This window comes from Streptomyces sp. NBC_00005 (assembly GCF_045160215.1).
Taxonomy (GTDB): Bacteria; Actinomycetota; Actinomycetes; order Streptomycetales; family Streptomycetaceae; genus Streptomyces.
On the sequence record NZ_CP108316.1, the window covers coordinates 6,782,832 to 6,805,788 of the forward strand.

Consider the following 22,957-nt stretch of genomic DNA (forward strand, 5'->3'; position numbering starts at 1 on the left):
TTACTCCGATAGCTTCCGCACGCACATCTGTCTCACAGGGGAGGGTGCATGCGCAAGGCGCTCAGATGGCTGCTGGCTCTCACGGTGCTCATAGGCACGGTGAGCACGGCGGGGGCGGCCACCGCCGTCGAGCCGGAGGCCACCGGCACCAGAGCCACCACCGACATCAAGGATCAGCTCCTCGCCATACCGGGGATGAGCCTGATCGAGGAGAAGCCGTACACCGGCTACCGCTTCTTCGTCCTCAACTACACCCAGCCGATCGACCACCGGCATCCGTCCAAGGGCACGTTCCAGCAGCGGATCACCGTGCTGCACAAGGACGTCGGCCGCCCGACGGTCTTCTACACCGGCGGCTACAACGTCTCCACGACGCCCAGCCGCCGCGAGCCGACCCAGATCGTGGACGGCAACCAGGTCTCCATGGAGTACCGCTTCTTCACCCCGTCCCGGCCCGACCCGGCCGACTGGAGCAAGCTGGACATCTGGCAGGCGGCCAGCGACCAGCACCGTATCTTCAAGGCGTTGAAGTCCATCTACACCAAGAAGTGGATTTCCACGGGCGGTTCGAAGGGCGGCATGACCGCCACCTACTACGAGCGCTTCTACCCGCGCGACATGGACGGCGTCGTCGCGTACGTCGCTCCGAACGACGTCGTCAACGACGAGGACTCCGCCTACGACCACTTCTTCACCCAGGTCGGCACCAAGGAGTGCCGCGACCGGCTGAACGCCGTACAGCGCGAGGCGCTGGTGCGCCGCGAGCCGCTGGAGAAGAAGTACGAGGCGTACGCGGCCGAGAACGGCTACACGTTCCACACGATCGGCAGCCTGGACCGGGCGTACGAGGCCGTCGTGCTCGACTACGTCTGGGGCTTCTGGCAGTACAGCCTGCTGTCCGACTGCGCCACGATCCCGGCGGACGCGAAGACCGCGACCGACGACGCGATCTGGAACTCCGTCGACACGATCTCGGGCTTCTCCTTCTACACGGACCAGGGCCTTGAGCCGTACACGCCGTACTACTACCAGGCGGGCACGCAGCTGGGCGCGCCGACGATCCACTTCCCGTACATCGAGAAGAAGTACATCCGCTACGGGTACCAGCCGCCGCGGAACTTCGTGCCGCGCGACATCCCGATGAAGTTCCAGCCGTACGCGATGCGGGACGTCGACTCCTGGGTGCGGCACGACGCGCGCCACATGCTCTTCGTCTACGGCCAGAACGACCCGTGGGGCGCGGAGCGGTTCCGCGTCGACAAGGGCGCGAAGGACTCGTACGTGTTCACCGCGCCAGGACTGAACCACGGCGCCAACGTGGCCGGCCTGGTCGCGGACCAGAAGGCGCTGGCCACCGCCCGCATCCTCGAGTGGGCGGGTGTCCCCGCCTCCTCCACGGCGCAGGCGAAGCCGCTGGCCAAGTTCGACAAGAAACTGGACGTGCGGGACGTGGAGCGCGAACCGGCTCTGCGACCGTAACTCCCTTGCTGCGCCCGGCCGTTGCTCATACCGGCCGGGCGCAGCCCACCGGCTCCTTGCCCTCCAGCTGCACATACAGCGCCGTCCCCGCAGGGCACTGGGCGCGTCGGGCGACCGCCTTGACCACCTCGTACTGCGGCTTCTTCCTGCCGCTGCCGTCGCACGCCGTCTCGCGGACCTGTCCGCCCCCGGAGCCGTAGACGCAGTCCCCGGCGATGGTGCGGGGGCCGCCTCCGCCGCCCGGGTCGCCGGGGTGCGGTCGCTGCAGATTGCGCATGCAGGCGTAGCCCCGCGGCACCGCGCCGTCGCCGTCCTCGTCGGACGCCGAGCTCTGCTCGCTGATGTGCAGCACGAAGTCCGTGGTCGCCGGGCACAGCGGACCCTTGCCCACCGTGCCGTCGTGGCGCGCCACGACCCGCGCGGCCGCCCGCTCACTGGTGCACGGCACCTCGGTGAAGCTCGTCGTACCGAACGAACTGCACTCGTCGACGGCGAGGAACACCGCGCCATACCCCGACGGTCGCGTCGTGGTCGCCCCGCCGCTCGTCTCGGGCGACTTGCTCGGCCGGTCCCCGCCCGCACCGGACGACGACAGGACCTGGCAACCGGTCAGCAGCGCTGCGAGCAGTACCAGCAGTGCGCAGACCACCCCCACAGAACTTCTCTCACGCATCGCAATCCCCCCGGTACCCCCGCCCAGCGTGACCCGCCGCAGCGGGCGCACGCCAGACGCGCGGGAGGCTTTGGGCCCTTTTGGGGGCGCACGCCTGGTGTGTGACGTACGTGCCCTACGCCCCGCGCAGGGGTTTGTGCACGCGCTGAGTTCTAGTACGACAGCCCGTACCCGATGGGATACAGCACCGCCGCCGGATCGTCCGCCCGCTGCACCGGCACCGGCAGCCTCCCGCGCGGTGCCACCTTCCCGGCGATGACCCGCGCGGCCGCCCGCAGCTCCACGTCGGTCCACGAGTACGACGCCAAGTGGGCGGGTACGGAGGGGAGTTGGGCCACGTCGTACGGATTGCGGATGGCGATCGCCACCACCGGCCGCCCGGTCGCCACCAGCTGCTCGACCAGTGTCTTCTGCGAGCTGGCGGCGGTGACGTTGTAGGTCCCCACGACCACCGCGTCCGCTTCCCGTGCCGCCGCGACCGCCGTGGCGATCGTGGCCGCGGAGGGGGCCGTGCCCGTGGACAGGGCGGTGGCGGTGAAGCCCAGTTCGGTGAGGGCGGTGGCGAGTACGCCGGTGGGCGGCCCCGTCGTCCCGGACGGGGAGGCCGGGTCGGCGCCGACGACGAGGACCTTCCGGTGGGTGCGCCGGGACAGCGGCAGCAGGCGGCCCTTGTTGACCAGCAGTGTCGTCGTACGTTCGGCGATGCGGTCGGCCGCCGCCAGGTGCGAGGCCGTGCCGACCGTGCGGTCGACGCCGCCGTGGCTGACGTAGGGCTCGTCGAACAGCCGCAGCCCGGCCTTGAGTTTCAGGATGCGCAGGATCGACTCGTCGAGCCGCGCCTCGGTCAGCTCCCCGTCCCGCACGGCCTTGAGGACGGCGTTCCAGGCGACCGCGAGGTCCGGCGGGTTGAGGAGCTGGTCGACGCCGGCCTTGAGCGCCAGCACGGGCACGCGGTCGTCGCCGTACTTGGTGCGTACGCCCTCCATGCCCAGCGAGTCCGTCACCACCACGCCGTCGTAACCGAGTTCCCCGCGCAGGATGCCGGTGAGGATCGGGTGGGAGAGGGTGGCCGGGTCGCCGGAGTCGTCGAGGGCCGGAACCATGATGTGCGCGGTCATGATCGAGTCGATGCGCGCGTCGACGGCCGCCCGGAAGGGGACGGCGTCCAGCTTCTCCCACAGCTCCCGGCTGTGCGTGATGACCGGGAAGCCGTAGTGGCTGTCGACGGCCGTGTCGCCGTGTCCCGGAAAGTGCTTGGCGGTCGCGGCGACCGAGGAGCGCCGGTATCCGGCGACCTCGGCGGCGACCAGGCCGGCCACCGCGTCCGGGTCGGCGCCGAAGGAGCGCACGCCGATGACCGGGTTGGCCGGGTTGACGTTCACGTCGGCGTCGGGGGAGTAGTCCTGGTTGATGCCGATCGCGCGCAGCTCGGCGCCGGAGACACGGCCGAGGGTGTGGGCGTCCTTGCGTGAGCCGCCGGCGCCGATGGCCATCGCACCGGGGAACAGGGTCGCCGGTGCGCCGACGCGGCAGACGATGCCGTGCTCCTGGTCGGTGGCGACGAGCACGGGGAGGCCGCGGGGCTGGGTGAGGGAGGCGCGCTGGATCCCGTTGGACAGATCGGCGATCTGATGGGGATCCCGGGTGTTGTGCGCCCAGGTGAAGTAAATGATGCCGCCCACGCGGTACTTGGCGATCAGCTCGGCGGCCGTGCGGACGCCGATCTCCTTGAGGTTGGCGTCGATGTCGGTCTGGTCGGGAGCGGTGGCGGAGTGGCCGTAGACGCGCATGACGAAGAGCTGGCCGACCTTCTCCTCAAGCGTCATGCGGGAGATGAGGGCGCGGAGCTTCTTGTCGTCGGGGGTGCCGGCGTAGGCGGTGGTGGTGCCGGTGGCCAGAGCCGCGGTGACGCCTGCGGTGGCGGCGAGAACGGTACGTCTGGAGGGCACGTGCGCTCCTTCCGGAGTGATCCGCTGGAGATCGGCTGAAGGAAACTTCCGAGAAGTCACCAATATCCGGGAAGTTTCTGCCAGTCAAGGGAGTGCACAGTAACCAGAAAGGGGCCGCCATCGGCGCTGTTGGAGGGGGGCGCGCCGATGGCGGCTGTGCTGCCGGCCGCAGTACGGCGGAGAGGGTAAGTCAGCGATCGCAGCCAGCAGCGAGGGCCGACACCGCACAGCGAGACTCATCCGGCAGCTTGCGGGTTGGACGCACCGTAATCGGCCCGGGTTCCCCCGTTCTGGGCGATTCCCCGAAGTTGGTGGCGGTGGGGTCAACGGGACGGATGAGCCGCAATCTTCGGCCATTGCTCCTGCAGAGTACGTACGGTTTCTGCGATCGCCGGACGACGAGCGGCACCTTTGCGCCACAGGGCGTACAACCGCCTTACGGGGGCCGGGTCGAGATGCACCTCGACGACCCCGGCCGGCAGCGGGCCACGGCCGAGGCGCGGGACCAGACAGACGCCGAGACCGGCGGCGACCAGGGCGACCAGGGTGGGGTTCTCGTCAGCCTGGTGCGCGATGTCCGGCTCGTGCCCGGCGGTGCGCAGGGTCCGTACCAGCCAGTCGTGGCAAACGCGCCCCGGCGGCTGGCACACCCACCGCTCCCCGCCCAGCTCCTCCCGCCTGACCGATTCCCGTCCGGCGAAGTGATGCCCTTCGGGCACGAGCAGCGTGCTGCGGTCGTCGCCGATCACGGCCTGCTCGACACCCGGCGGCACGGGAAGCGGCGCGATGTCCCAGTCGTGCACGACGGCCAGGTCGACCGCGCCCTTGGCGACCAGGTCGACGGAGAGGTGCGGGTCGATCTCGGTGAGCCGGGCGTCGAGGGCGGGGTGCCGTACGGCGAGGTCGGCGAGCACGGCGGGTATCAGCCCGCGCGCGGCCGACGCGAACGCGGCAATGGTCAGCCGCCCGGCAGGCACCCCGCGCCGCTCCTCCAGCTCGGTCTCGGCCCGCTCGACGATGGCAAGCAACTCCTGTGCGGTACCGACGAGTTGATGGGCCTCGGCGGTGAGCCGCACGCCCCGCCCCTCCCGCTCCAGGAGTACGGTCCTGGTCTCCCGCTCCAGCTTCGCGATCTGCTGGGACACGGCGGAGGGCGTGTACCCGAGCGCAACCGCAGCCGCTCCCACGGTCCCGTGGACGGAGACGGCGTGCAGGGCGCGCAGGCGTTGGAGATCGAGCACGGGAACTCCCAAACCATTAGCAGTGCTTCATCCGACCATGCAGCAATCATCGCTGGTGCTTCACGGTCGTGGGAAGTGATGCTCGACGCATGAAACCCGCACACCTTGCCCTGGCTGTCGTGGTGGCAGCCGTCTGGGGCGTGAACTTCACGGTTATCGAGATCGGCCTCGACCACTTCCCGCCGCTGTTGTTCTCGGCGCTCCGCTTCTTCGTGGCAGCGCTGCCGGCCGTGTTCTTCGTGGGCCGCCCGAAGGTGGCGTGGAAGTGGATCCTGGCCGTGGGGCTGGTGCTCGGGGTGGCGAAGTTCGGCCTGCTGTTCGTGGGGATGGACGCCGGAATGCCGGCGGGGCTGTCCTCGCTCGTCCTGCAGATCCAGGCGGTGTTCACAGCGGGCGTGGCCTTCTTGGTGCTGGGCGAACGTCCTTCCCCCATACGGGTGTCGGGCATGCTGGTGGCGCTGGCGGGCATCGGCGTCGCGGCCGTCGACGAGGGTACGTCCGGCCCGCTCGGCGCCTTCGCTCTCGTGATCGCGGCGGCTGCCTGCTGGGGCGTCTCCAATGTCCTGACCCGCAAGGCGGCCCCGCCGGACGCGCTGAACTTCATGGTCTGGGTCAGCATGGTCCCGGTCCTGCCGCTCCTCGCCCTGTCCCTGCTCCTGGAGGGCCCGAGCCGCGACTACGACGCCCTGCACGCCCTGGACTGGCAGGGCGCCGGCACGGTCGTCTACGTCGCCTGGGTCACGACGGTCTTCGGCTTCGGGGCCTGGGGCTGGCTGCTGCGCCGGCACCCGGCGTCGACGGTCGCGCCCTTCTCCCTCCTGGTCCCGGTCTTCGGGATGTCGTCGGCGGCGCTGTTCCTGGGCGAGTCGGTGAGCGGTCTGCGCTGGTGCGCGGCAGCGCTGCTGGTGGGCGGCGTGGGGCTGGCGTCGGTGACGCGCGGGCGACGGGAAGTAGTCCATCCCGTGGACGTGGCAGCACCCGAGGTGATGGTCGGCCGATCATGACGGCATGCCCGTAGTCGACATCCCCGGTTCCAAGTCCGTCACCGCCCGCGCGCTCTTCCTGGCGGCGGCTGCCGACGGCGTCACCACCCTCGTACGCCCCCTCCGCTCGGACGACACGGAGGGCTTCGCCGAGGGCCTGGTACGGCTCGGGTACCGCGTCGGCCGGACCCGGGGCAGCTGGCAGGTGGACGGCCGCCCGCAGGGCCCTTCGGTGACCGAGGCCGACGTGTACTGCCGCGACGGCGCGACGACGGCCCGCTTCCTGCCCACGCTGGCGGCGGCGGGACGCGGTACTTACCGCTTCGACGCCTCACCCCAGATGCGCCGCCGCCCCCTCCTCCCCCTGGCCCGGGCCCTGCGCGACCTGGGCGTGGACCTGCGACACGAGCAGGCGGAGGGGCACCACCCGCTGACGGTGCGGGCGTCGGGAATCGAGGGCGGCGAGGTGACCCTGGACGCGGGCCAGTCCTCGCAGTACCTGACGGCGTTGCTGCTGCTGGGCCCGCTGACGCGCACGGGGCTGCGGATCCGGGTGACAGACCTGGTCTCGGCGCCGTACGTCGACATCACCGTCGCGATGATGCGGGCGTTCGGGGTGGTGGTGGAGCGGGACGACGACGTGTTCGCGGTCCCGGCGGGCGGCTACCGGGCCACGACCTACGCGATCGAGCCGGACGCGTCGACTGCGAGCTACTTCTTCGCGGCGGCCGCGGTGACGCCGGGCGCCGAGGTGACGGTGCCGGGGCTGGGGCAGGGCGCCCTGCAGGGAGACCTGGGCTTCGTCGACGTATTGCGGCGGATGGGCGCGGAGGTGTCGGTCGGCGCATCAGGGACGACGGTGCGCGGCACGGGCGAACTGCGTGGCCTCACGGTCAACATGCGGGACATCTCGGACACCATGCCGACGCTGGCGGCGATCGCCCCGTTTGCCTCCGGCCCGGTCCGCATCGAGGACGTGGCGAACACGCGGGTGAAGGAGTGTGACCGGCTGGAGGCGTGCGCGGAGAATTTGCGGCGGCTGGGGGTGGAGGTCGCCACCGGTCCGGACTGGATCGAGATCCGGCCGGGTGTCCCCGACGGGGGCGAGGGCACGGAGATCAAGTCGCACGGCGACCACCGCATCGTGATGTCCTTCGCGGTGACCGGCCTCCGCGTGCCGGGAATTTCGTTCGACGAACCGGAGTGCGTACGGAAGACTTTCCCGGGCTTCCATGAGGCGTTCGGGGAGCTGAGGGCCGGGCTGTTCTGACTGTTCCGAAGGGTTGTCTGTCACGTGGGGTACAGCTTGCAAGGGCCGTTGCTGGAGGGCGCGTTGGTGCGCCTGGAGCCGTTGGAACGGCGGCATGCGGCCGACCTGGCGGTGGCCGCGGAGGAGGAGCGCGGCACGTACACCTTCACCTGGGTGCCCAGGGCCGACGAGGTCGGCGCCTACGTCGACGCCCAGCTCGCCCGCGCGGCGACGGGCCGGCTCGCACCGTACGCACAGGTGTCGGTCGCGACCGGGCGTGCGGTCGGCGCCACGTCGTACTGGGAGCCGCGGTGCTGGCGGATGGACGACCAACTCGACGCGGTGGAGGTCGGTTTCACCTGGCTCGGCGCCTCCGCGCAGGGCACGGGCGTGAACGCCGAGGCCAAGCTGCTGTTGTTCCGGCACGCCTTCGAGGTATGGGGCGTCTCGCGGGTCGACCTCAAGACCGATGCCCGGAACAGCCGTTCAAGGGCGGCGATCCAGAGCGTGGGCGCCCGCTTCGAGGGCGTGCTGAGGAACTGGTCGCGGTCCTGGGCGCCGGGGGAGGACGGCCGGTTGCGTGACTCGGCGATCTTTTCGGTCACGGCGGAGGAGTGGCCGGAGTGCCGGGGTCCGTTGGAGAAGCGGGTGGCGGGGTTTGCTCGGCGGCCCCGACGCTCACGCCTGGAGGCTGCCGAGGAAGGCTGACCACGTGGTGGGGGACACGGTGAGATGAGGGTCTTCGGGGGTCTTGGAGTCGCGTATGTGGATGGCGGAGGTGCGGGCGACCTCGACGCAATCGCCGCCGCCACTGTCGCTGTAGCTGCTCTTGAACCACGTCAGTTCAGTCATAGCTCACCTGCCAACTGCTTGATCAGGGCGGCAGATTCCTCCGGGCGGAGGGCCTGGCTTCTGATCATCGCATAGCGGCGGGAGAGCAGGCCGCTCTCGGCCGGGTCCGAGATGAGGAGGCTTTTTCCCAGGGCTTCCGTGTAAACGAGGCTTTCCTGCTCCGGAGTCTCGATCAGTTTCATCGCACCGCGCAGTCCTGCATGTTCCCCACAGGCGCTCGGCATGACCTGGACGGCCGCTTGGCCTGCTCGACGAGGTGCGCGTACTGGGCACGCATCACCTCGACGCCGCCGATCTGCCGCCGCAATGCTGCCTCTTCGAGGATGACGCTGATCACGCACACGGGCTTGCGGTCGAACAGTGCCCTGCGTTCCATCCGGGCCAGCGTGAGCTCCTCCATCTCCTCCTCGTCCAGGGGCGGAAAGTCGCACCTCAACAACGCTCGCGTGTAAGCCTCGGTTTGCAGCAGCCCCTCGATCAGTTGCGTGCTGTACGACGACACGCTCAGCGCAGCCTGCTCCAACTGCACGAACCCCTGGAAGTACTCCGGATACCGCTCCAGTCGCAGGTATTTCTTGGCGGCCGCAACCAGCCCACCGGCGCCCAGCGCCTTCTCCGCCGCGTCGATGAACTCGTCCGTCGCGGGCTTGGCGCAGGTCTCCACCGCGCTCACTGCGGCGCCGGAGTACGCCATCAGTTCACCCAGTTCGTTCTGCGAGAGCTCCCTACCCGTACGCAGGATGTGCAGTACCTCCGAGAAGTACAGCGCGGCGGGTGATGACGACTTCTTCTTCGGCTGGCCCATCGCAACGCCCCCTCAACGCGGCTCAACGCCAATCAACGTGCACACAACCCCAGTTGCTGTACGCGACCGTCGACGCACGATCACTACCGAAGGTAGCGATCAGGACCGACAGTCGTAACGTGAACACGGAAAGTCACCCCCACACCTGGCGCCGCTCCTTCATGCCGGTCGTCGAGAACATTCCCGAGGCCCGCCACGGCGCCCAACTGGTCCTCGTCTCCTGGGCGGTGCCGGACGACGTGTCCGGGACGGTCGCCCTGATCCTCACCGAACTCGCCACGAACGCCGTCCGGCACGCCCGTCGCCCCGGCCGTACCTTCGACGTCGCCCTGGCCTACGACGGCGAGAAGACCATCGAGATCGAGGTCTTCGACGCCTCACCGCACCACCCGGTCGTGAACTCCTTCGACCCGGCCGCCACTTCGGGCAGAGGCCTCCTTCTCGTGGAGGCTCTCTGCGACGACTGGGGGGTCCGGGACCGCGAGTTCGGCAAGTCGGTCTGGGCCCGGGTCGTCGGCTGAGCAGTTCTCTCCCCGCGGCGAGCAGCCGGTTCCGGATCCTGGCGCGGGCCGACCCTTGTCAGGGCGCGATTTCATCCTCGTAGTCCTGCTGGCTGATCTTTTCGACCGTGTTCGTGTCGCCGGTGCTGGAGACGGTGGGGTCGTTGTCGGCACCCGCTCCGCCGACCCAGTGCACCGTGGAGTAGGTGGCGCCGGCCATCTGGATGGTGCCGACGGTCTTCACATACGCCTCGTTGGTCTGGCCCGTGACCTGGAGGGTGTCGACGGCCTCCACAGCGATGGTGTTGTACCCGCCGGCGAGGGTGATTTTTCCGCAGTTTCCCTTGAACACGATGCTGTTCGAGTTGCCCTCGATGACGACGTCGCGCCCCGAGCAGTCCGCGGTCTGGGTGCCGTAGTTCCCGCTGATCTTGAGCGAGTTCGCGGCTCCGGCGGAGGAAGAGGCGGTGGGCTGGTTCCCAGAGCTGGGTGAGCCGACGGCCGCGGGGGAGGAGGCGCCGCTGCCGGAACCGGGTGTCTGTGGAGTCGGTGACTGAGCCTGCCCGCTCTTGGCGGGCCCTGCCACGTCAACGGCGCAGCCGACCGTGGTCGAGAGTGCCAGGGCTATGAGGGTGGTGGGCAGCAGCCGCGAGATGCGCATAGCAGTACTTCCGTCTCTGGGGGGAAGGAGGAATGGCTTCGGGGTTTCTGCGAACCCCTGTGATCCAGAAGCCTAGAAACGCGCTGTCGCACCGAGGTGGCACCGGTGTGCCAGATCTGCGACATGCCGTACCGGTGTGGGTACAGGCCGAGTTGTCAGACCAGCGGCAGGCGTATCCGCACCACGGTGCCGGAACCGGGGCGGCTGCGGATCTCGCACTCTCCGCCGTGCCGGGAGACCACGGCCTGCACCAACGCCAGGCCCACACCGCTGCCCGGGATGTCCCGCACCTCGCTGCCGCGCACCAACTCATCCCAGACATGGGGAAGTTCGTCGGCGGGGATTCCCTGGCCGGTGTCGGCCACCTCCACCACGACGTGCGCGCTCTCCTCGAAGGCCCGCAGGGCGATGGAACACCCGGGCCCGCTGTACTTGACCGCGTTGGCGACCAGATTGTGCAGCGCCAGCTCCAGCAGATCCGCGTCACCGGGTGGCTGCGACAACGGCCAGGGCACGTCCGGCACGGTTACGGTGATCTTCCGCTCATCGCCGTCCGGCAGTTCGCCCGCCGCCTCCCCGACCGCCTCCAGCAGTCCCGCCAGCGGCACGGGGAAACGTTCCATTGGCTGGTCCTCGATGGCCGCCAGTTTCCGCAGATCCCTGGTGATCCGCACCAGCCGCAGGACCTGGTCGTCCACTCGCGCGGCAGTGCCGCGCGCCGCCTCGTCCAGGTCGGCCGCAGAGAGGTTGGCGACCCCGAGCCGGATCGCGGTCAGCGGATTCTTCAGCTCGTGATCCAGCCGCCGTAGAAAGCGGCGGTGCTCCTCCCTGGCTTCCTTTGCCGCTGTGTCCAGCAGCTGCGCGCGCAGCCGTTCCGTATGCGTCCGCACCAGGACGACGGCCACCGCCACCGCCGCGACACCCGCGGCGAGCACCGCGACACCCAGCGCCGGGGCGAACCGCACGTTCACCATCACTTCGCCCAGCACCAGTGCGGTGACCGCGCTCGCCGCCCCGCCGGCCGACAGCACCGCCACGGCGGGCAGCCACGGGCGTATGGCCCCCCTCACGGTCCCGCCTCGACCGGCGCGATGAAGCGGTACCCCTGGCCGGTGACGGTGTCGATCCAACGGGGCCTGACCGGATCGTCCCCGAGTACCCGTCGCAGCTCGGCGATCCGGTTGTCCACGGCGCGCGTGGTGCTGGCGGTCTCCCAGCCCCACAGAACCTCCAACAGCCGTTCCCTGGAAAGCAGTTCATCCGGGTGGGTGACCAGATAGTCCAGCAGCGCACCGGCTTTCGGGGTGAGCACCAGCTCCTGGTTCTTCAGCCACGCGCGGCGGGCGGTACGGTCCACCCGCAACTCTCCGGCCCGCACGGCCTTCGCGGCGCTCAGCGGAGGTTGTCCGCGGCCGGCCCGACGCAGCACCGCCCGCAGCCGGGCGGTCAGTTCATAGGGATCGAAGGGTTTGTTGAGGTAGTCGTCGGCGCCTTCTTCCAGCGCCATCGCGCGCTCGGCCGACTCACCCACCTGAGTCAGCAGGATGACCGGCAGCCAACTGCCGGACCGGCGGACGCGCCGCAGCACCTCACGGCCGTCCAGCACCGGCATCTGCACATCGAGAACGACGAGGTCCGGTCCCGGCACCGCCGTGGCGCCACGCAGAGCCGCTCCGCCGTCATGGACCACCTCCACCATGAAGCCGGAGCGTTCCAGCAAAGGGCCCAGTTGAGTGGTGATCGCCTCGTCGTCATCGGCAAGCAACACGCGTGGCCGATCGTCCCCGCCCGTCACGCTCACTTCGCTCCAACACCCGTCATCAGTCTCTTGTCCGTCCTGCCAAGCCCATGCGAATGGGGTGATCCGCCCAAAGGAACCCAATGAAGGGCTGGTACCCGCACGGTCATTATCGGCTGGTCACGGTCCGGGCGGGAGATCGCGCCGGACCAGCGCGAGAAGCGCTCCAAGCGTTCTCCCTCCGTTCACCTCGACCTCGAGGCCGGCTACGGCTCCTGGCCCGCCGTACTGGAATGGTTCCTGGGCGGGTCGGCGAAGATTACGGCTCGGCCGGTGTGACGCCCGCGCCGGCCCGCAGTTCCGGAGTGCTCGCGCCCACGGACACCACCGCCAGCAGACACAGCACACCCCCGGTGACCAGGGCCGTCGCGCCCGATGTCCAGCCGGCGAGCAGGCCGCCGCGCAGATTGCCGATGTCGGGCCCCGCCCGGCCGACGATCTGCTCGGCCGCCGTCACCCGGCCCAGCAGCGAGTCCGGGGTGCGGGTCTGCACGATGGTGCCGCGCGCGACCACCGACGCGTTGTCTGCGGCACCGGCCACGACCAGACAGGCCAGCCCGGCCCACGCACTGGTCATCAGGCCGAACGCGGCCAGTGCCACCCCCCATGTTCCGGCGCCGCACAGCATCACCAGGCCGGGGCGGCCGAGACGGGTGACCGTGCCGGAGAAGACGGAGGACATGATTCCGCCGACCGAGAGCGCGGAGAGGAACAGGCCGAGCGTGCGCGGGTTGCCGCCGAAGCGCTCCGCGTTCACCAGCGGGAAAAGGCTGACCGGCATCGCCAGGACGGTGGCCGCCAGGTCGGTGATCAGGGCACCGCGCACCACTCGGTGCCCGGCCAGGAAGCGCAGCCCGTCCAGGACGCCGTGCAGTCCGGCCCGCGACGGCTCGCCCTCCGGCGGCAGCGCGGGCAGCCCGAAGGCGCCGTAGAAGGCGAGCGTGAAGCTCAGGGCGTCCACCAGGTAACAGACGCCGATGCCCGCCCAGCCGATCAGCAGGCCGCCCAGGGCGGGGCCGACGAGCATCATCGTCGTGAACGACATCATGTTGAGTGCCAGACCGGCCGCCACCTGGTCCTTCGGCAGCAGCCGCGGTACGAACACGCCCGCCGCCGGACCGCCCACCGCGCCGAAGCCCGACTGCGCGGCGACCAGCACCAGCACGACGGCCACCGGCGTATGGCCGGTGAAGCCCTGGACCGCGAGGAGCAGTGAACAGACCGCCTGGGCAACGGTGTTGAAGAGGAAGATGCGGCGCCGGTCGCCGCGGTCCACCCACGCGCCGGCCAACAGCCCGACGAGGACCAGCGGCAGCGCTCCCGCCAGACCCACCGCGCCCGTCCAGACCGCGCTGTGCGTCATGTCCCAGACCTGGTACATGACGGTCACCATGGTCATGAAGCCGCCCAGCGTGGACACCGTCCGCCCGATCAGCAGCCGCCGGAAGACGGGGGAGGTGCGCACCGGCCGGACGTCGACGAACGTACGGCTGAGGCTCATGAGGGCATGGCGGTGTGCGGCGTGGGCTGCGGAGGCATGGCGGGGACGCTATCCGGCCGTACCGGCGCCCGGCGACCGAATTACCGGGAGGCGGGCCCGGTCAGGCGCACTCGTTGAGCAGCCGCCCCAGGTGCTCCCGTCCCGCCGCCAGCAGCTCCGGCAGGGGCGCGGCGTCCTCGTACCACCGCTTCTCGTACTCCCAGCACAGCCAGCCGTCCCAGCCGTGCCGGGAGAGGACCTCCACGCAGTCGGTGAGCGGCAGCACGCCGGCGCCGAGCGCGAGCGGGGTCGTGTCCTCGGCGGAGGCGATGTCCTTGACCTGGACGTATCCGAGATACGGCGAGAGGGCCGCGTACGACTCCGAGGGCTGCTCGCCGCCCAGCCAGGTGTGCATGACGTCCCAGAGGGCGCCGACCTGGCGGTGGCCGACCTTGCCGAGGATGCGGATCGCGTCGGCGGCCCTGCGGTGCGAGTCGTGGGTCTCCAGCAGGATGCGTACGCCGAGGTCGGCGGCGTACTCCGCGGCCGTGCCGAGCCGCCGGGCGGCCGTCGCGTCGGCGCGCTCGGGGGTCTGCTCGGTGCCGGCGCCCGGGAAGACCCGGATGTAGGGGGCGCCGAGGTCGCGGGCGAGGTCGAGGAGGGTGCGGATCTCCTCGATGACCGGGCCGTCGTCGCCGGGCGCAGCCACGCGCGAGTACCCGGCGAGGCCCAGGATCTCGATGCCCCCCGCCTTGAACTCGGAGGCCACGTCGGCCCGTTCGGCGAGGTCGATGCCGGGATGGACCGGCTCCTCCGGGTGCGCACGCAGCTCCACGCCGTGGTAGCCGTGAGTGGCCGCGAGCCGGATCACTTCCGGGATCGGCAGGCCGGGGACGCCGAGGGTGGAGAACGCCAGTCTCATGGTCTCTACTGTCACCCGGGTGTGCCGTGCAGGTCCAGTCGCCAGTCCTGGCCGGTCAGGTCCTTTCCGAAGGAACGGTGCGGCTTCTCGGCGACCAGGACGAAACCGTGGCGCTGATAGACACGGCGGGCGGCGGCCAGGATGTCGTTGGTCCACAGCACGAGGTCGCGGTAGCCGACCCCGCGGGCGAAGTCGACGACGGCCCCGACGAGCCGGTCGCCGATGCCGAGCCCGCGCGCGTCGGGCTCGACGAGCAGCAGACGCAGCCGTGCGGTGGCGGGCGCGTCGTCCCGCACGCACATCACGCACCCCACCGGCCGCCCGTCGAGCTCGGCGATCCACACCCGCTCCAGATGCGGGTCGTGGTCCTCGGCGAAGTCGGCGACGATACGGGCCACCAGCCCCTCGTAGTCGGCGTTGAAGCCGTGCTCGGCGGCGTACAGCGCGGCGTTGCGCTGCACGATCCAGCCCAGGTCGCCGGGTCCGGGCTCGCGCAGGACGACGTCCTCGCGGCGGGGCGGACGGCCGTCGGAGAGGATCTCGCGGACGGCTCGCAGCGCCTCCGCCAGACGCGGCCGGTCGGCGGACGGCACGGTGGACAGGAGTGCGCCGACGGATTCGTTCGCCCGCTCGGCGAGCAGGCCGGCGGTCTCGCGGCCGCGGGGCGTCAGCGTGACCCGGCGGCGCCGGGGATCACGCGCGGACGGGGTGCGCTCGATCAGCCCGTCCTCCTCGAACTTGTTCAGGATCCGGCTCAAGTACCCGGCGTCCAGGAAGAGTTCGGTCCGCAGATCGACCGCGTCCGTACGCGGGGAGTGCGCGAGTTCGTAGAGCACGCGGGACTCGGTCAGGGTGTACGGGGCGTACAGCTGGCGGCTGTAGTCGAGGGCGCCGATGACATTCGTGTAGAAGCGGTTGAAGGTGCGGATGTCCTGGACCGTCATGAGGATCGACCCCCGGATGGTTGACTCAGTCAGAGATACCGTCGGGTCGAGCCTAGGACACCCGAACCCCTGGGGCTACCCCTCGTCGACCACCGGACGCCGGTTCGTACCCCGGCTGAAGCCTTGAGCGAACGGCGCCTCGCGGTGACGGGGCGGTTCCTACGATCACGGTCATGGAGACGACGGGGAGCGCGACAGAGAGCACGACAGGGAGCACGGCAGAGGGCACGACAGGGGGTACGCCGGGGGGTATGCCCGGGAGCAGGACGGCGGTGTACGACGAACACGCCGACTGGTACAACGACCACATGTCGGCCGACGGCGTCGGCCACTACGTCCAGCGGGTCCACGAGACGCTCGGCGACCTGCTCGGCCACGGCAGCGGAACATGCCTCGACGTCTGCTGCGGTACCGGCGCCCACGCGTCCCGGCTGGGCGAACTGGGCTGGACCCCACTGGGCGTGGACCTCTCCCGGGGCCAACTGCGCCATGCGGTACGGCGGTTGCCGGTCGCGGTCGCCGACGCGACGGCGCTCCCGCTGGCGGACGGCTCGGTACCGGCCGCCGTCTGCGTGCTGGCGAGCACGGACGTGCCGGACTACGCGGCCGTGCTGCGCGAGATCGCGCGGGTACTGGCGCCCGGCGGCCGGTTCGTGCACCTGGGGGTGCACCCGTGCTTCGTCGGTGCCTTCGCGGACCGGAGCGACCCGCCGAGGGTGGTCGTGGACCCCGGCTACACCGACCGCTCCCGCCGCTTCGACGGCGGGAACCCCGCAGGCGTACGTGTCAGGGTCGGCGCCTGGCACCTACCGATGGCCGACCTCCTGAACGCCGCGACGACCACAGGCCTACGCCTCACCCGCACCGCGGAGAACGGCCCGGACGGTATTCCGGAGCTGTTCGGATTCCTGACGGTGAAGGAGGAGGCCGACGACACCTCTCCACACCGGTCCCTGCAACTCGGCCCGTCCGGCGTTTGAGGACGAGGCCGTTCAGGCCGAAGCGGGGGTCTGGGGGCGGCAGCCCCCAGAGACGGTCACACCGACGTCGTCTTCCGCGGAACGCCGGAAGACCCCCGCACCATCAGCTCTCCCCCCACCGTGGCGATCCCCCCGGGCGGCGGCTCCTCCCGCCCCATCGCGATCCGCCCCGCCCGCGCGCCCGCCTCCGCCAACGGCAACCGCACCGTCGTCAGAGCAGGCACCGCATCCACACTGAACGGCAGATCGTCGAACCCGGCGACGGACACGTCGTCAGGAATCCGCAGCCCCGACTCGCGCAGCGCCGCACACGCCCCCAGCGCGACGGAGTCGTTCGCCGCGACCACCGCCGTAAGAGAGGGGTCCCGACGCAACAGCTCCAGCGTCGCCTCGTATCCCGACGTCCGGTCGTACCGCCCCCACACCGTCCACCGGGGATCCTCCTCGATCCCCGCCGCGGCCAGCGCCGCCCGGTGGCCCTCCAGCCGGTGCCGCGTCGTCGTCCGCTCCTCCGGCCCCGCGATGTAGCCGAGCCGCCGATGACCGAGGCCGATCAGATGCTCGGTCAGCCGCTGCCCGCCCCCGCGGTTGTCGAAGGCGAGCGCGATCGCCCCCGTGTCCGGCGCCGGCGGCCGCCCGCACAGCACCACGCGCGTCCCCGCGTCCGTCAGCCTGCGCAGCTTCGCCGCAACCGCCGCCGCGTGCGGCGCGTTCTCCATGGCGCCGCCGGTCAGCACGACCGCCGCCGCACGCTGCCGCTGCAGGAGGGTCAGATACGTCAACTCCCGCTCCGGCGAACCCCCCGTGTTGCAGACGACCGCCAGCCGCTCGCCCCCGGCGCGCCCGCCGGGCCCCCCGATCTCCGACTGGATCGCGCTCGCCATGATCCCGAAGAAGGGGTCGGCGATGTCGTTGACCAGAATGCCGACCAGGTCGGAGGTGGCGGCCGCCAGTGCGCTGGCCGGCCCGTTGAGCACGTAGTCCAGCTCGTCGACCGCCTTCAGCACCCGCTCCCGGGTGGAGGCGGCCACGGGGTAGTTCCCGTTCAGCACGCGCGACACCGTCGCGGGCGAGACCTGCGCGCGGGCCGCCACGTCCGCCAGGGTCACCGTCATCTCGTCGTCCTCCGGTCACGCATCTCGTCGTATCTCGTCATACGCCCTCGTAGACAGGCCGCACCGGGCCCACGGTTCCGAGCAACGTCGAGCAGACCTTACGGCCACAACCCCCGACTGTTCGTCCCCTCGAACAACTCGAAGCGGTCACGGTCTTGTCTATACCGCTGCTGAGAGGCTAGCTTCTCATTGGATAGAAAGCGCTTGCTGTGACGCTCATCAGTAGGGCCGACGCGGCGCGCACATTCGCGTACGACGCTGAGTACGACGCCTGCGAAGGGAATGACGTGACACGCAAGACGGTGCGTATCGCCATGAACGGCGTGACCGGGCGCATGGGCTACCGCCAGCACCTGGTCCGTTCCATCCTGGCCATCCGCGAACAGGGCGGCCTCGACCTCGGCGACGGCACCGTGCTGTGGCCGGAACCGATCCTGGTCGGCCGCCGTGAGCACGCGCTGCGCGCGCTCGCCGAACAGCACGGTCTGGATCCGGAGAACATCTCGACCGACGTCGACGCGGTCCTCGCCGACCCGACCGTCGAGATCTACTTCGACGCCCAGGTGACCTCGGCCCGCGAGGAGGCGATCAAGAAGGCGATCGCGGCGGGCAAGCACATCTACACGGAGAAGCCGACGGCCACCGGTCTGGAAGGCGCCCTGGAGCTGGCCCGGCTGGCCGCCGACGCCGGCATCAAGCACGGCGTCGTCCAGGACAAGCTGTTCCTCCCCGGCCTGCTCAAGCTGAAGCGCCTCATCGACGGCGGCTTCTTCGGCCGGATCCTGTCCATCCGGGGCGAGTTCGGCTACTGGGTCTTCGAGGGCGACTGGCAGACCGCCCAGCGCCCGTCCTGGAACTACCGCGCCGAGGACGGCGGCGGCATCGTCGTCGACATGTTCCCGCACTGGGAGTACGTCCTGCACGAGCTGTTCGGCCGCGTGAAGTCCGTCCAGGCCCTCACCGCCACCCACATCCCGCAGCGCTGGGACGAGAACGACAAGCCCTACGACGCCACCGCCGACGACGCCGCCTACGGCATCTTCGAGCTCGACGGCGGCGCGATCGCCCAGATCAACTCCTCGTGGGCGGTCCGCGTCAACCGCGACGAACTCGTCGAGTTCCAGGTCGACGGCACCGAGGGCTCCGCTGTCGCGGGCCTGCGCAACTGCCGTGTCCAGCACCGCAGTACGACCCCCAAGCCGGTCTGGAACCCCGACATCCCGGCCACCTACTCCTTCCGCGACCAGTGGCAGGAGATCCCGGACAACGACGAGTTCGACAACGGCTTCAAGGCCCAGTGGGAGCTGTTCTTCCGGCACGTGTACGCCGACGCCCCCTACCACTGGGACCTGCTCGCCGGCGCCCGCGGCGTCCAGCTCGCCGAGCTGGGCCTGAAGTCCTCGGCGGAGGGTCTGCGCATCGACGTACCGGAGATCCAGCTGTGACCATCCGACTCCCGGACTTCAAGGGCGGGTTGAGGGCGTACGAGCCCCGCCCGGAACCCCTCGCCGTCACCACCGGTTCACCCCTCACCTCTCGTACGGTCTTCTCGGCGGCCCACGTGGTGGCCGACCCGTACGCGGACGCGTCGCCCGACTCGCCCGCCGCCGTCGACTGGGACGCCACCCTCGCCTTCCGCCGCCACCTGTGGGCCCACGGGCTCGGTGTCGCCGAGGCCATGGACACCGCCCAGCGCGGCATGGGCCTGGACTGGGCGGGCGCGGCCGAACTGATCCGCCGCAGCGCCGCCGAGGCCAAGTCGGTCGGCGGCCGTATCGCCTGCGGTGTCGGCACGGACCAGATCGGCGCCGGGTCTCTCGTGGAGGTCCGGGCGGCCTACGAGGAGCAGCTCGCCCTCGTCGAGGAGTCGGGCGCCCAGGCCATCCTGATGGCCTCCCGCGCGCTGGCCGCCGCGGCTTCCGGCCCCGAGGACTACCTCGAGGTCTACGGCCACCTGCTGCGCCAGGCCACCGAGCCGGTGGTCCTGCACTGGCTCGGCCCGATGTTCGACCCGGCACTGGAGGGCTACTGGGGCTCGTCCGACCTGGACGCGGCAACCGACACCTTCCTGGAGGTCATCGCCGCCCACCCGGACAAGGTGGACGGCATCAAGGTGTCCCTGCTCGAGGCCGGGCGCGAGATCGACATCCGCCGCCGGCTCCCGGACGGGGTTCGCTGCTACACGGGCGACGACTTCAACTACCCCGAGCTGATCGCGGGCGACGAGAAGGGCTTCAGCCACGCGCTGCTCGGCATCTTCGACCCGCTGGGCCCGCTGGCGGCCGAGGCGGTGCGGGTCCTCGACACGGGAAACGTTGTCGGCTTCCGTGAACTCCTCGACCCCACGGTCGAGTTGTCCCGCCACCTGTTCCAGACGCCCACCCGCTTCTACAAGACGGGCGTGGTCTTCCTGGCCTGGCTGGCCGGCCACCAGTCGCACTTCACCATGGTCGGCGGCCTCCAGTCGGCCCGCTCCCTGCCGCACTTCGCCCGCGCCTACGAACTCGCCGACGGCCTGGGCCTGTTCCCGGACCCGAAGCTCGCGGAGGAGCGGATGAAGAACCTGCTTTCGTTGTACGGGGTGAACCAGTGAGCGCTCTCGGGGAGCTGTCCCGCTTCTCCATCAACCAGATGACGGTGAAGCAGCTGTCGATGCCGGAACTGGTGGACGCCTGCCTGGAGTTGGGCGTACCGGGCGTCGGCCTGTGGCGTGAACCGGTCCAGTCGTACGGTGTCGACGCGACGGCGAAACTGATCCGCGACGCGGGCCTGACCGTCACCACCCTGTGCCGCGGCGGCTTCTTCACGGCGATCGACCCGGCCGAGCGTGCGGCCGCCCTGGAGGACAACCGGCGCGCGATCGACGAGGCGGCGACGCTGGGCACCGACACGCTCGTCCTGGTCTCCGGCGGCCTGCCGGCCGGCTCCAAGGACCTGCACGGGGCGCGGGAGCGGATCGCGGACGCGCTGGGGGAGCTGGGCCCGTACGCGGAGCAGCACGGTGTACGGCTGGCCATCGAGCCGCTCCACCCGATGTACGCCTCCGACCGCTGCGTGGTCTCGACGCTCACCCAGGCGCTCGACCTCGCGGAACGCTTCCCGGCGCACCAGGTCGGCGTCACGGTGGACACGTACCACATCTGGTGGGACGACCAGGCACCGGCGCAGATCGCCCGGGCGGGCGCGGGGGGTCGTATCCACACCTTCCAGCTGGCCGACTGGACCACCCCGCTGCCGGAGGGCGTGCTCAACGGCCGTGGGCAGATCGGGGACGGCTCGATCGACATGCGGGAGTGGAAGGGGTACGTCGAGGCGGCCGGGTACACGGGCGCCATCGAGGTCGAGCTGTTCAACGACGCGCTGTGGGCGAGGGGCGGGCGCGAGGTGCTGGCGGAGACGGCGGCGCGGTTCGTCGAGCACGTCATCAGGTAACCGGCGGTAGCACGGCCGGCCGCACCATCTGCCCCGCATCGGCGAATTTGTCCGGGCGGGGCAGTCTCATGTTCTGATGAGAGTTGCCTCTCCGCCGCTCTCGTCGCCGGCCGCCGGTCTGAAGGACGGCAGTGTCGTCACGCTCCAGGTGAAGCACGGCACCAAGTGGGTGTCCCTGGCCGCGACCACGAAGGTCCACAAGGCCGCCTACAAGTTCTCCAGCAAGCTGCAGGAGAAGGGCAAGGAGGTCCTGCGCGTCAAGGACGGCAAGACGCCCCGCGTGGGGAACACGCGATCCACTGGACATGTGAAGCGCCGACCGACCTGCACGGCCGCCTTCGGACGCTCCCCCAACTGCGCGCTCAAGTAGCGCTCTGACCTGGGCGAACCCCTCCGCCGACCCATCCCGGGAAAAAATCTGAAAATGCCGTGCAACCCTTCCGGCACCCGGCGGGTCGTACTTGGCATCAGGACTTCTCGGAGGGGGATCTGGGGGGATCGCGGGGGTTCTGATGTTGGAGGGGAAAAGCCGAGGGGGCCCGGTCGACGGATCGGGCCCCCTCGAATTTGTGTGACGCGTCCTAGAAGAACACCCCGCAGTGCAGCAGCACGTTCGCGTACGGTCGGGCTTCTCCCGTTCGTACGACCAAGCGCGCGCCCGCCGACAGCTCCTTCAGCCGCTCGTGCGAGACCAGTTCCAGCTTGGGAAACTCCCGTTCCAGCAGCGCCGAGGCCGCCGGATTGGCTTCCCGCAGCTCCGTCGCCGCCGTGGCGCCCTCCACCACCAGCTCGGCCAGCAGACCGTCCAGCACCTCCGCGAAGGACGGCACCCCGGCGCGGAACGCCAGGTCCACGACCCGAGGGCCGTCCGGTATCGGCATGCCCGCGTCGCAGACCAGCACCCCGTCCCCGTGGCCCAGCTCGGCCAGCGCCCCGGAGAGGTGACGGTTCAGGATTCCCGTCTTCTTCACAGTGCGTCGACCTCCTCCGCCGTCGGGAAGGACACCTGCGCGCCCTCCTTGGTGACGGCGGCCGCGCCGACGCGCGCCGCGTACACCGCGGCCTGCGCGAGCGACGCCCCCGCACCCAGCCGGAACGCCAGCGCCGCCGTGAACGCGTCGCCCGCACCCGTCGTGTCCACCGCGTCCACCTTCACCGAAGGCACCCGCGTCACGCCCTCCGAGGAGGCCACCAGCGCGCCCTCCGCGCCCAGGGTGACCACGACCGAGCGCGGGCCCTTGGCGAGCAGCAGCCGGGCCCAGTCCTCCGGGCGCTCGGAGACGCACGCGTCGCCGAGGACCACCTTGGCCTCGTGCTCGTTGACGATCAGCGGGTCGCAGGCCGCGAGTACCTCGGGCGGCAAGGGCCGTGGCGGGGACGGGTTCAGGACGAAACGGCTGTCCGGGGTCAGACTGCGTACGACCTCCACGACCGTCTCGAGCGGGATCTCCAGCTGCGCGGAGACCACGCGCGAGGCCTGGAAGAGGCACGCGGCGGCCCGGACGTCCCCCGGAGCGAGCTTCCCGTTCGCCCCCGGCGACACCACGATGCTGTTGTCCCCGGAGGGGTCGACGGTGATCAGCGCGACCCCCGTCGGCGCCCCGCCCACCAGCACGCCCACCGTGTCGACGCCGGCCGCCCGCTGCGAGTCGAGGAGCAGCCGGCCGTACGCGTCGTCGCCGACCCGGGCCAGCAGGGCCGTACGGGCCCCGAGGCGGGCGGCCGCGACCGCCTGGTTCGCGCCCTTGCCCCCCGGGTGCACGGCCAGGTCGGAGCCGAGCACCGTCTCGCCGGCAGCCGGCCGCCGCTCGACGCCGATCACAAGGTCGGCGTTGGCCGACCCTACGACCAGGAGGTCGTAGTCGTACATGAAGTTGCTCCCCTAGTGAGTGAC

23 protein-coding genes and 1 pseudogene are annotated in these 22,957 nt (G+C 70.5%); 10 read left to right on the forward strand and 14 right to left on the reverse strand.

The features are described from left to right. Positions 1–48 precede the first annotated feature (48 nt). On the forward strand, positions 49–1,479 hold the full coding sequence (locus OG303_RS31200; RefSeq protein ID WP_405872539.1) for a S28 family serine protease: 1,431 nt from the start codon (positions 49–51) through the stop codon (positions 1,477–1,479). A gap of 25 nt (positions 1,480–1,504) precedes the next feature. Here OG303_RS31200 and OG303_RS31205 read toward each other — a convergent pair whose 3' ends face one another. The 3 genes from OG303_RS31205 to OG303_RS31215 form a co-directional block, all read right to left on the reverse strand. Continuing rightward, a complete protein-coding gene (locus tag OG303_RS31205; RefSeq protein ID WP_405872541.1) occupies positions 1,505–2,152 on the reverse strand; it encodes a hypothetical protein in 648 nt (215 codons plus the stop codon). Positions 2,153–2,304: 152 nt separating this feature from the next. Further along, the gene (locus OG303_RS31210) at positions 2,305–4,101 is read right to left on the reverse strand and encodes a glycoside hydrolase family 3 protein (RefSeq protein WP_405872543.1); all 1,797 of its coding nucleotides are present in this window, start codon (positions 4,099–4,101) and stop codon (positions 2,305–2,307) included. 323 nt (positions 4,102–4,424) lie between these two features. Continuing rightward, positions 4,425–5,342, reverse strand: coding sequence for a LysR family transcriptional regulator (locus tag OG303_RS31215; RefSeq protein WP_405872545.1), 918 nt, complete (start codon positions 5,340–5,342; stop codon positions 4,425–4,427). Positions 5,343–5,431: 89 nt separating this feature from the next. Between OG303_RS31215 and OG303_RS31220 the strand changes: the two genes are divergently transcribed. From OG303_RS31220 to OG303_RS31230, 3 genes are read left to right on the forward strand one after another with little or no spacing between them, the layout of a single operon-like run. After that, a complete protein-coding gene (locus OG303_RS31220; RefSeq protein ID WP_405872547.1) occupies positions 5,432–6,346 on the forward strand; it encodes an EamA family transporter in 915 nt (304 codons plus the stop codon). A 4-nt stretch (positions 6,347–6,350) separates the two neighbouring features. Next, positions 6,351–7,595, forward strand: coding sequence for a 3-phosphoshikimate 1-carboxyvinyltransferase (gene aroA, locus OG303_RS31225; protein WP_405872548.1), 1,245 nt, complete (start codon positions 6,351–6,353; stop codon positions 7,593–7,595). 24 nt (positions 7,596–7,619) lie between these two features. Further along, positions 7,620–8,282: a GNAT family N-acetyltransferase gene (locus OG303_RS31230; protein WP_405872549.1), complete on the forward strand. Its 663-nt coding sequence runs from the start codon at positions 7,620–7,622 to the stop codon at positions 8,280–8,282. On the opposite strand, the gene OG303_RS31235 is transcribed toward OG303_RS31230, so the two are convergent. After that, the gene (locus tag OG303_RS31235; RefSeq protein WP_405872550.1) at positions 8,253–8,426 is read right to left on the reverse strand and encodes a DUF397 domain-containing protein; all 174 of its coding nucleotides are present in this window, start codon (positions 8,424–8,426) and stop codon (positions 8,253–8,255) included. The genes OG303_RS31230 and OG303_RS31235 overlap by 30 nt on opposite strands. Then, positions 8,423–9,231 (reverse strand): annotated as a pseudogene (locus OG303_RS31240) (DUF5753 domain-containing protein). The gene OG303_RS31235 and the pseudogene OG303_RS31240 overlap by 4 nt, the downstream one beginning before the upstream one ends. Before the next feature lie 119 nt (positions 9,232–9,350). Between OG303_RS31240 and OG303_RS31245 the strand changes: the two are divergent. Then, the gene (locus OG303_RS31245; protein ID WP_405872551.1) at positions 9,351–9,752 is read left to right on the forward strand and encodes an ATP-binding protein; all 402 of its coding nucleotides are present in this window, start codon (positions 9,351–9,353) and stop codon (positions 9,750–9,752) included. Positions 9,753–9,810: 58 nt separating this feature from the next. Here the strand turns inward: OG303_RS31245 and OG303_RS31250 are convergent, their stop codons facing one another. The 6 genes from OG303_RS31250 to OG303_RS31275 form a co-directional block, all read right to left on the reverse strand. Then, the gene (locus OG303_RS31250) at positions 9,811–10,392 is read right to left on the reverse strand and encodes a DUF3060 domain-containing protein (RefSeq protein WP_405872552.1); all 582 of its coding nucleotides are present in this window, start codon (positions 10,390–10,392) and stop codon (positions 9,811–9,813) included. A 155-nt stretch (positions 10,393–10,547) separates the two neighbouring features. After that, on the reverse strand, positions 10,548–11,462 hold the full coding sequence (locus OG303_RS31255; protein ID WP_405872553.1) for a sensor histidine kinase: 915 nt from the start codon (positions 11,460–11,462) through the stop codon (positions 10,548–10,550). Continuing rightward, positions 11,459–12,193: a response regulator transcription factor gene (locus tag OG303_RS31260; RefSeq protein ID WP_405872554.1), complete on the reverse strand. Its 735-nt coding sequence runs from the start codon at positions 12,191–12,193 to the stop codon at positions 11,459–11,461. The genes OG303_RS31255 and OG303_RS31260 overlap by 4 nt, the downstream gene beginning before the upstream one ends. A 256-nt stretch (positions 12,194–12,449) precedes the next feature. Further along, the gene (locus tag OG303_RS31265) at positions 12,450–13,691 is read right to left on the reverse strand and encodes an MFS transporter (protein ID WP_405872555.1); all 1,242 of its coding nucleotides are present in this window, start codon (positions 13,689–13,691) and stop codon (positions 12,450–12,452) included. A gap of 100 nt (positions 13,692–13,791) precedes the next feature. After that, complete coding sequence (locus OG303_RS31270; RefSeq protein ID WP_405872556.1) at positions 13,792–14,592, reverse strand: sugar phosphate isomerase/epimerase family protein; 801 nt, start codon at positions 14,590–14,592, stop codon at positions 13,792–13,794. Positions 14,593–14,603: 11 nt separating this feature from the next. Continuing rightward, positions 14,604–15,536 (reverse strand): GNAT family N-acetyltransferase, encoded by a 933-nt coding sequence (locus tag OG303_RS31275; RefSeq protein ID WP_405872557.1) that lies wholly within the window; start codon positions 15,534–15,536, stop codon positions 14,604–14,606. 251 nt (positions 15,537–15,787) lie between these two features. On the opposite strand from OG303_RS31275, the gene OG303_RS31280 reads away from it, so the two are divergent. Continuing rightward, positions 15,788–16,516, forward strand: a complete 729-nt coding sequence (locus tag OG303_RS31280; RefSeq protein WP_405872558.1) for a class I SAM-dependent methyltransferase — start codon at positions 15,788–15,790, stop codon at positions 16,514–16,516. A gap of 56 nt (positions 16,517–16,572) precedes the next feature. Here OG303_RS31280 and OG303_RS31285 read toward each other — a convergent pair whose 3' ends face one another. After that, complete coding sequence (locus OG303_RS31285) at positions 16,573–17,631, reverse strand: LacI family DNA-binding transcriptional regulator (protein WP_405872559.1); 1,059 nt, start codon at positions 17,629–17,631, stop codon at positions 16,573–16,575. Positions 17,632–17,918: 287 nt separating this feature from the next. Here OG303_RS31285 and OG303_RS31290 point away from each other — a divergent pair, with 287 nt between their 5' ends. The 4 genes from OG303_RS31290 (at position 17,919) to OG303_RS31305 (ending at position 21,433) form a co-directional block, all read left to right on the forward strand. Further along, on the forward strand, positions 17,919–19,076 hold the full coding sequence (locus tag OG303_RS31290; RefSeq protein WP_405872560.1) for a Gfo/Idh/MocA family protein: 1,158 nt from the start codon (positions 17,919–17,921) through the stop codon (positions 19,074–19,076). Further along, entirely contained in the window at positions 19,073–20,224 is a 1,152-nt protein-coding gene (locus tag OG303_RS31295; RefSeq protein ID WP_405872561.1) for a dihydrodipicolinate synthase family protein, read from the forward strand. The genes OG303_RS31290 and OG303_RS31295 overlap by 4 nt, the downstream gene beginning before the upstream one ends. A gap of 38 nt (positions 20,225–20,262) precedes the next feature. Then, positions 20,263–21,063 (forward strand): sugar phosphate isomerase/epimerase family protein, encoded by an 801-nt coding sequence (locus OG303_RS31300; protein WP_405877578.1) that lies wholly within the window; start codon positions 20,263–20,265, stop codon positions 21,061–21,063. A 76-nt stretch (positions 21,064–21,139) separates the two neighbouring features. Continuing rightward, on the forward strand, positions 21,140–21,433 hold the full coding sequence (locus OG303_RS31305; protein ID WP_405872562.1) for a hypothetical protein: 294 nt from the start codon (positions 21,140–21,142) through the stop codon (positions 21,431–21,433). A 211-nt stretch (positions 21,434–21,644) separates the two neighbouring features. Here OG303_RS31305 and rbsD read toward each other — a convergent pair whose 3' ends face one another. Together rbsD and OG303_RS31315 are read right to left on the reverse strand one after the other, a co-directional pair. Continuing rightward, positions 21,645–22,034, reverse strand: a complete 390-nt coding sequence (gene rbsD, locus OG303_RS31310; RefSeq protein WP_405872564.1) for a D-ribose pyranase — start codon at positions 22,032–22,034, stop codon at positions 21,645–21,647. Then, on the reverse strand, positions 22,031–22,933 hold the full coding sequence (locus OG303_RS31315; RefSeq protein WP_405872566.1) for a ribokinase: 903 nt from the start codon (positions 22,931–22,933) through the stop codon (positions 22,031–22,033). Before OG303_RS31315 ends, rbsD begins: the two co-directional genes overlap by 4 nt. Positions 22,934–22,957 lie beyond the last annotated feature (24 nt).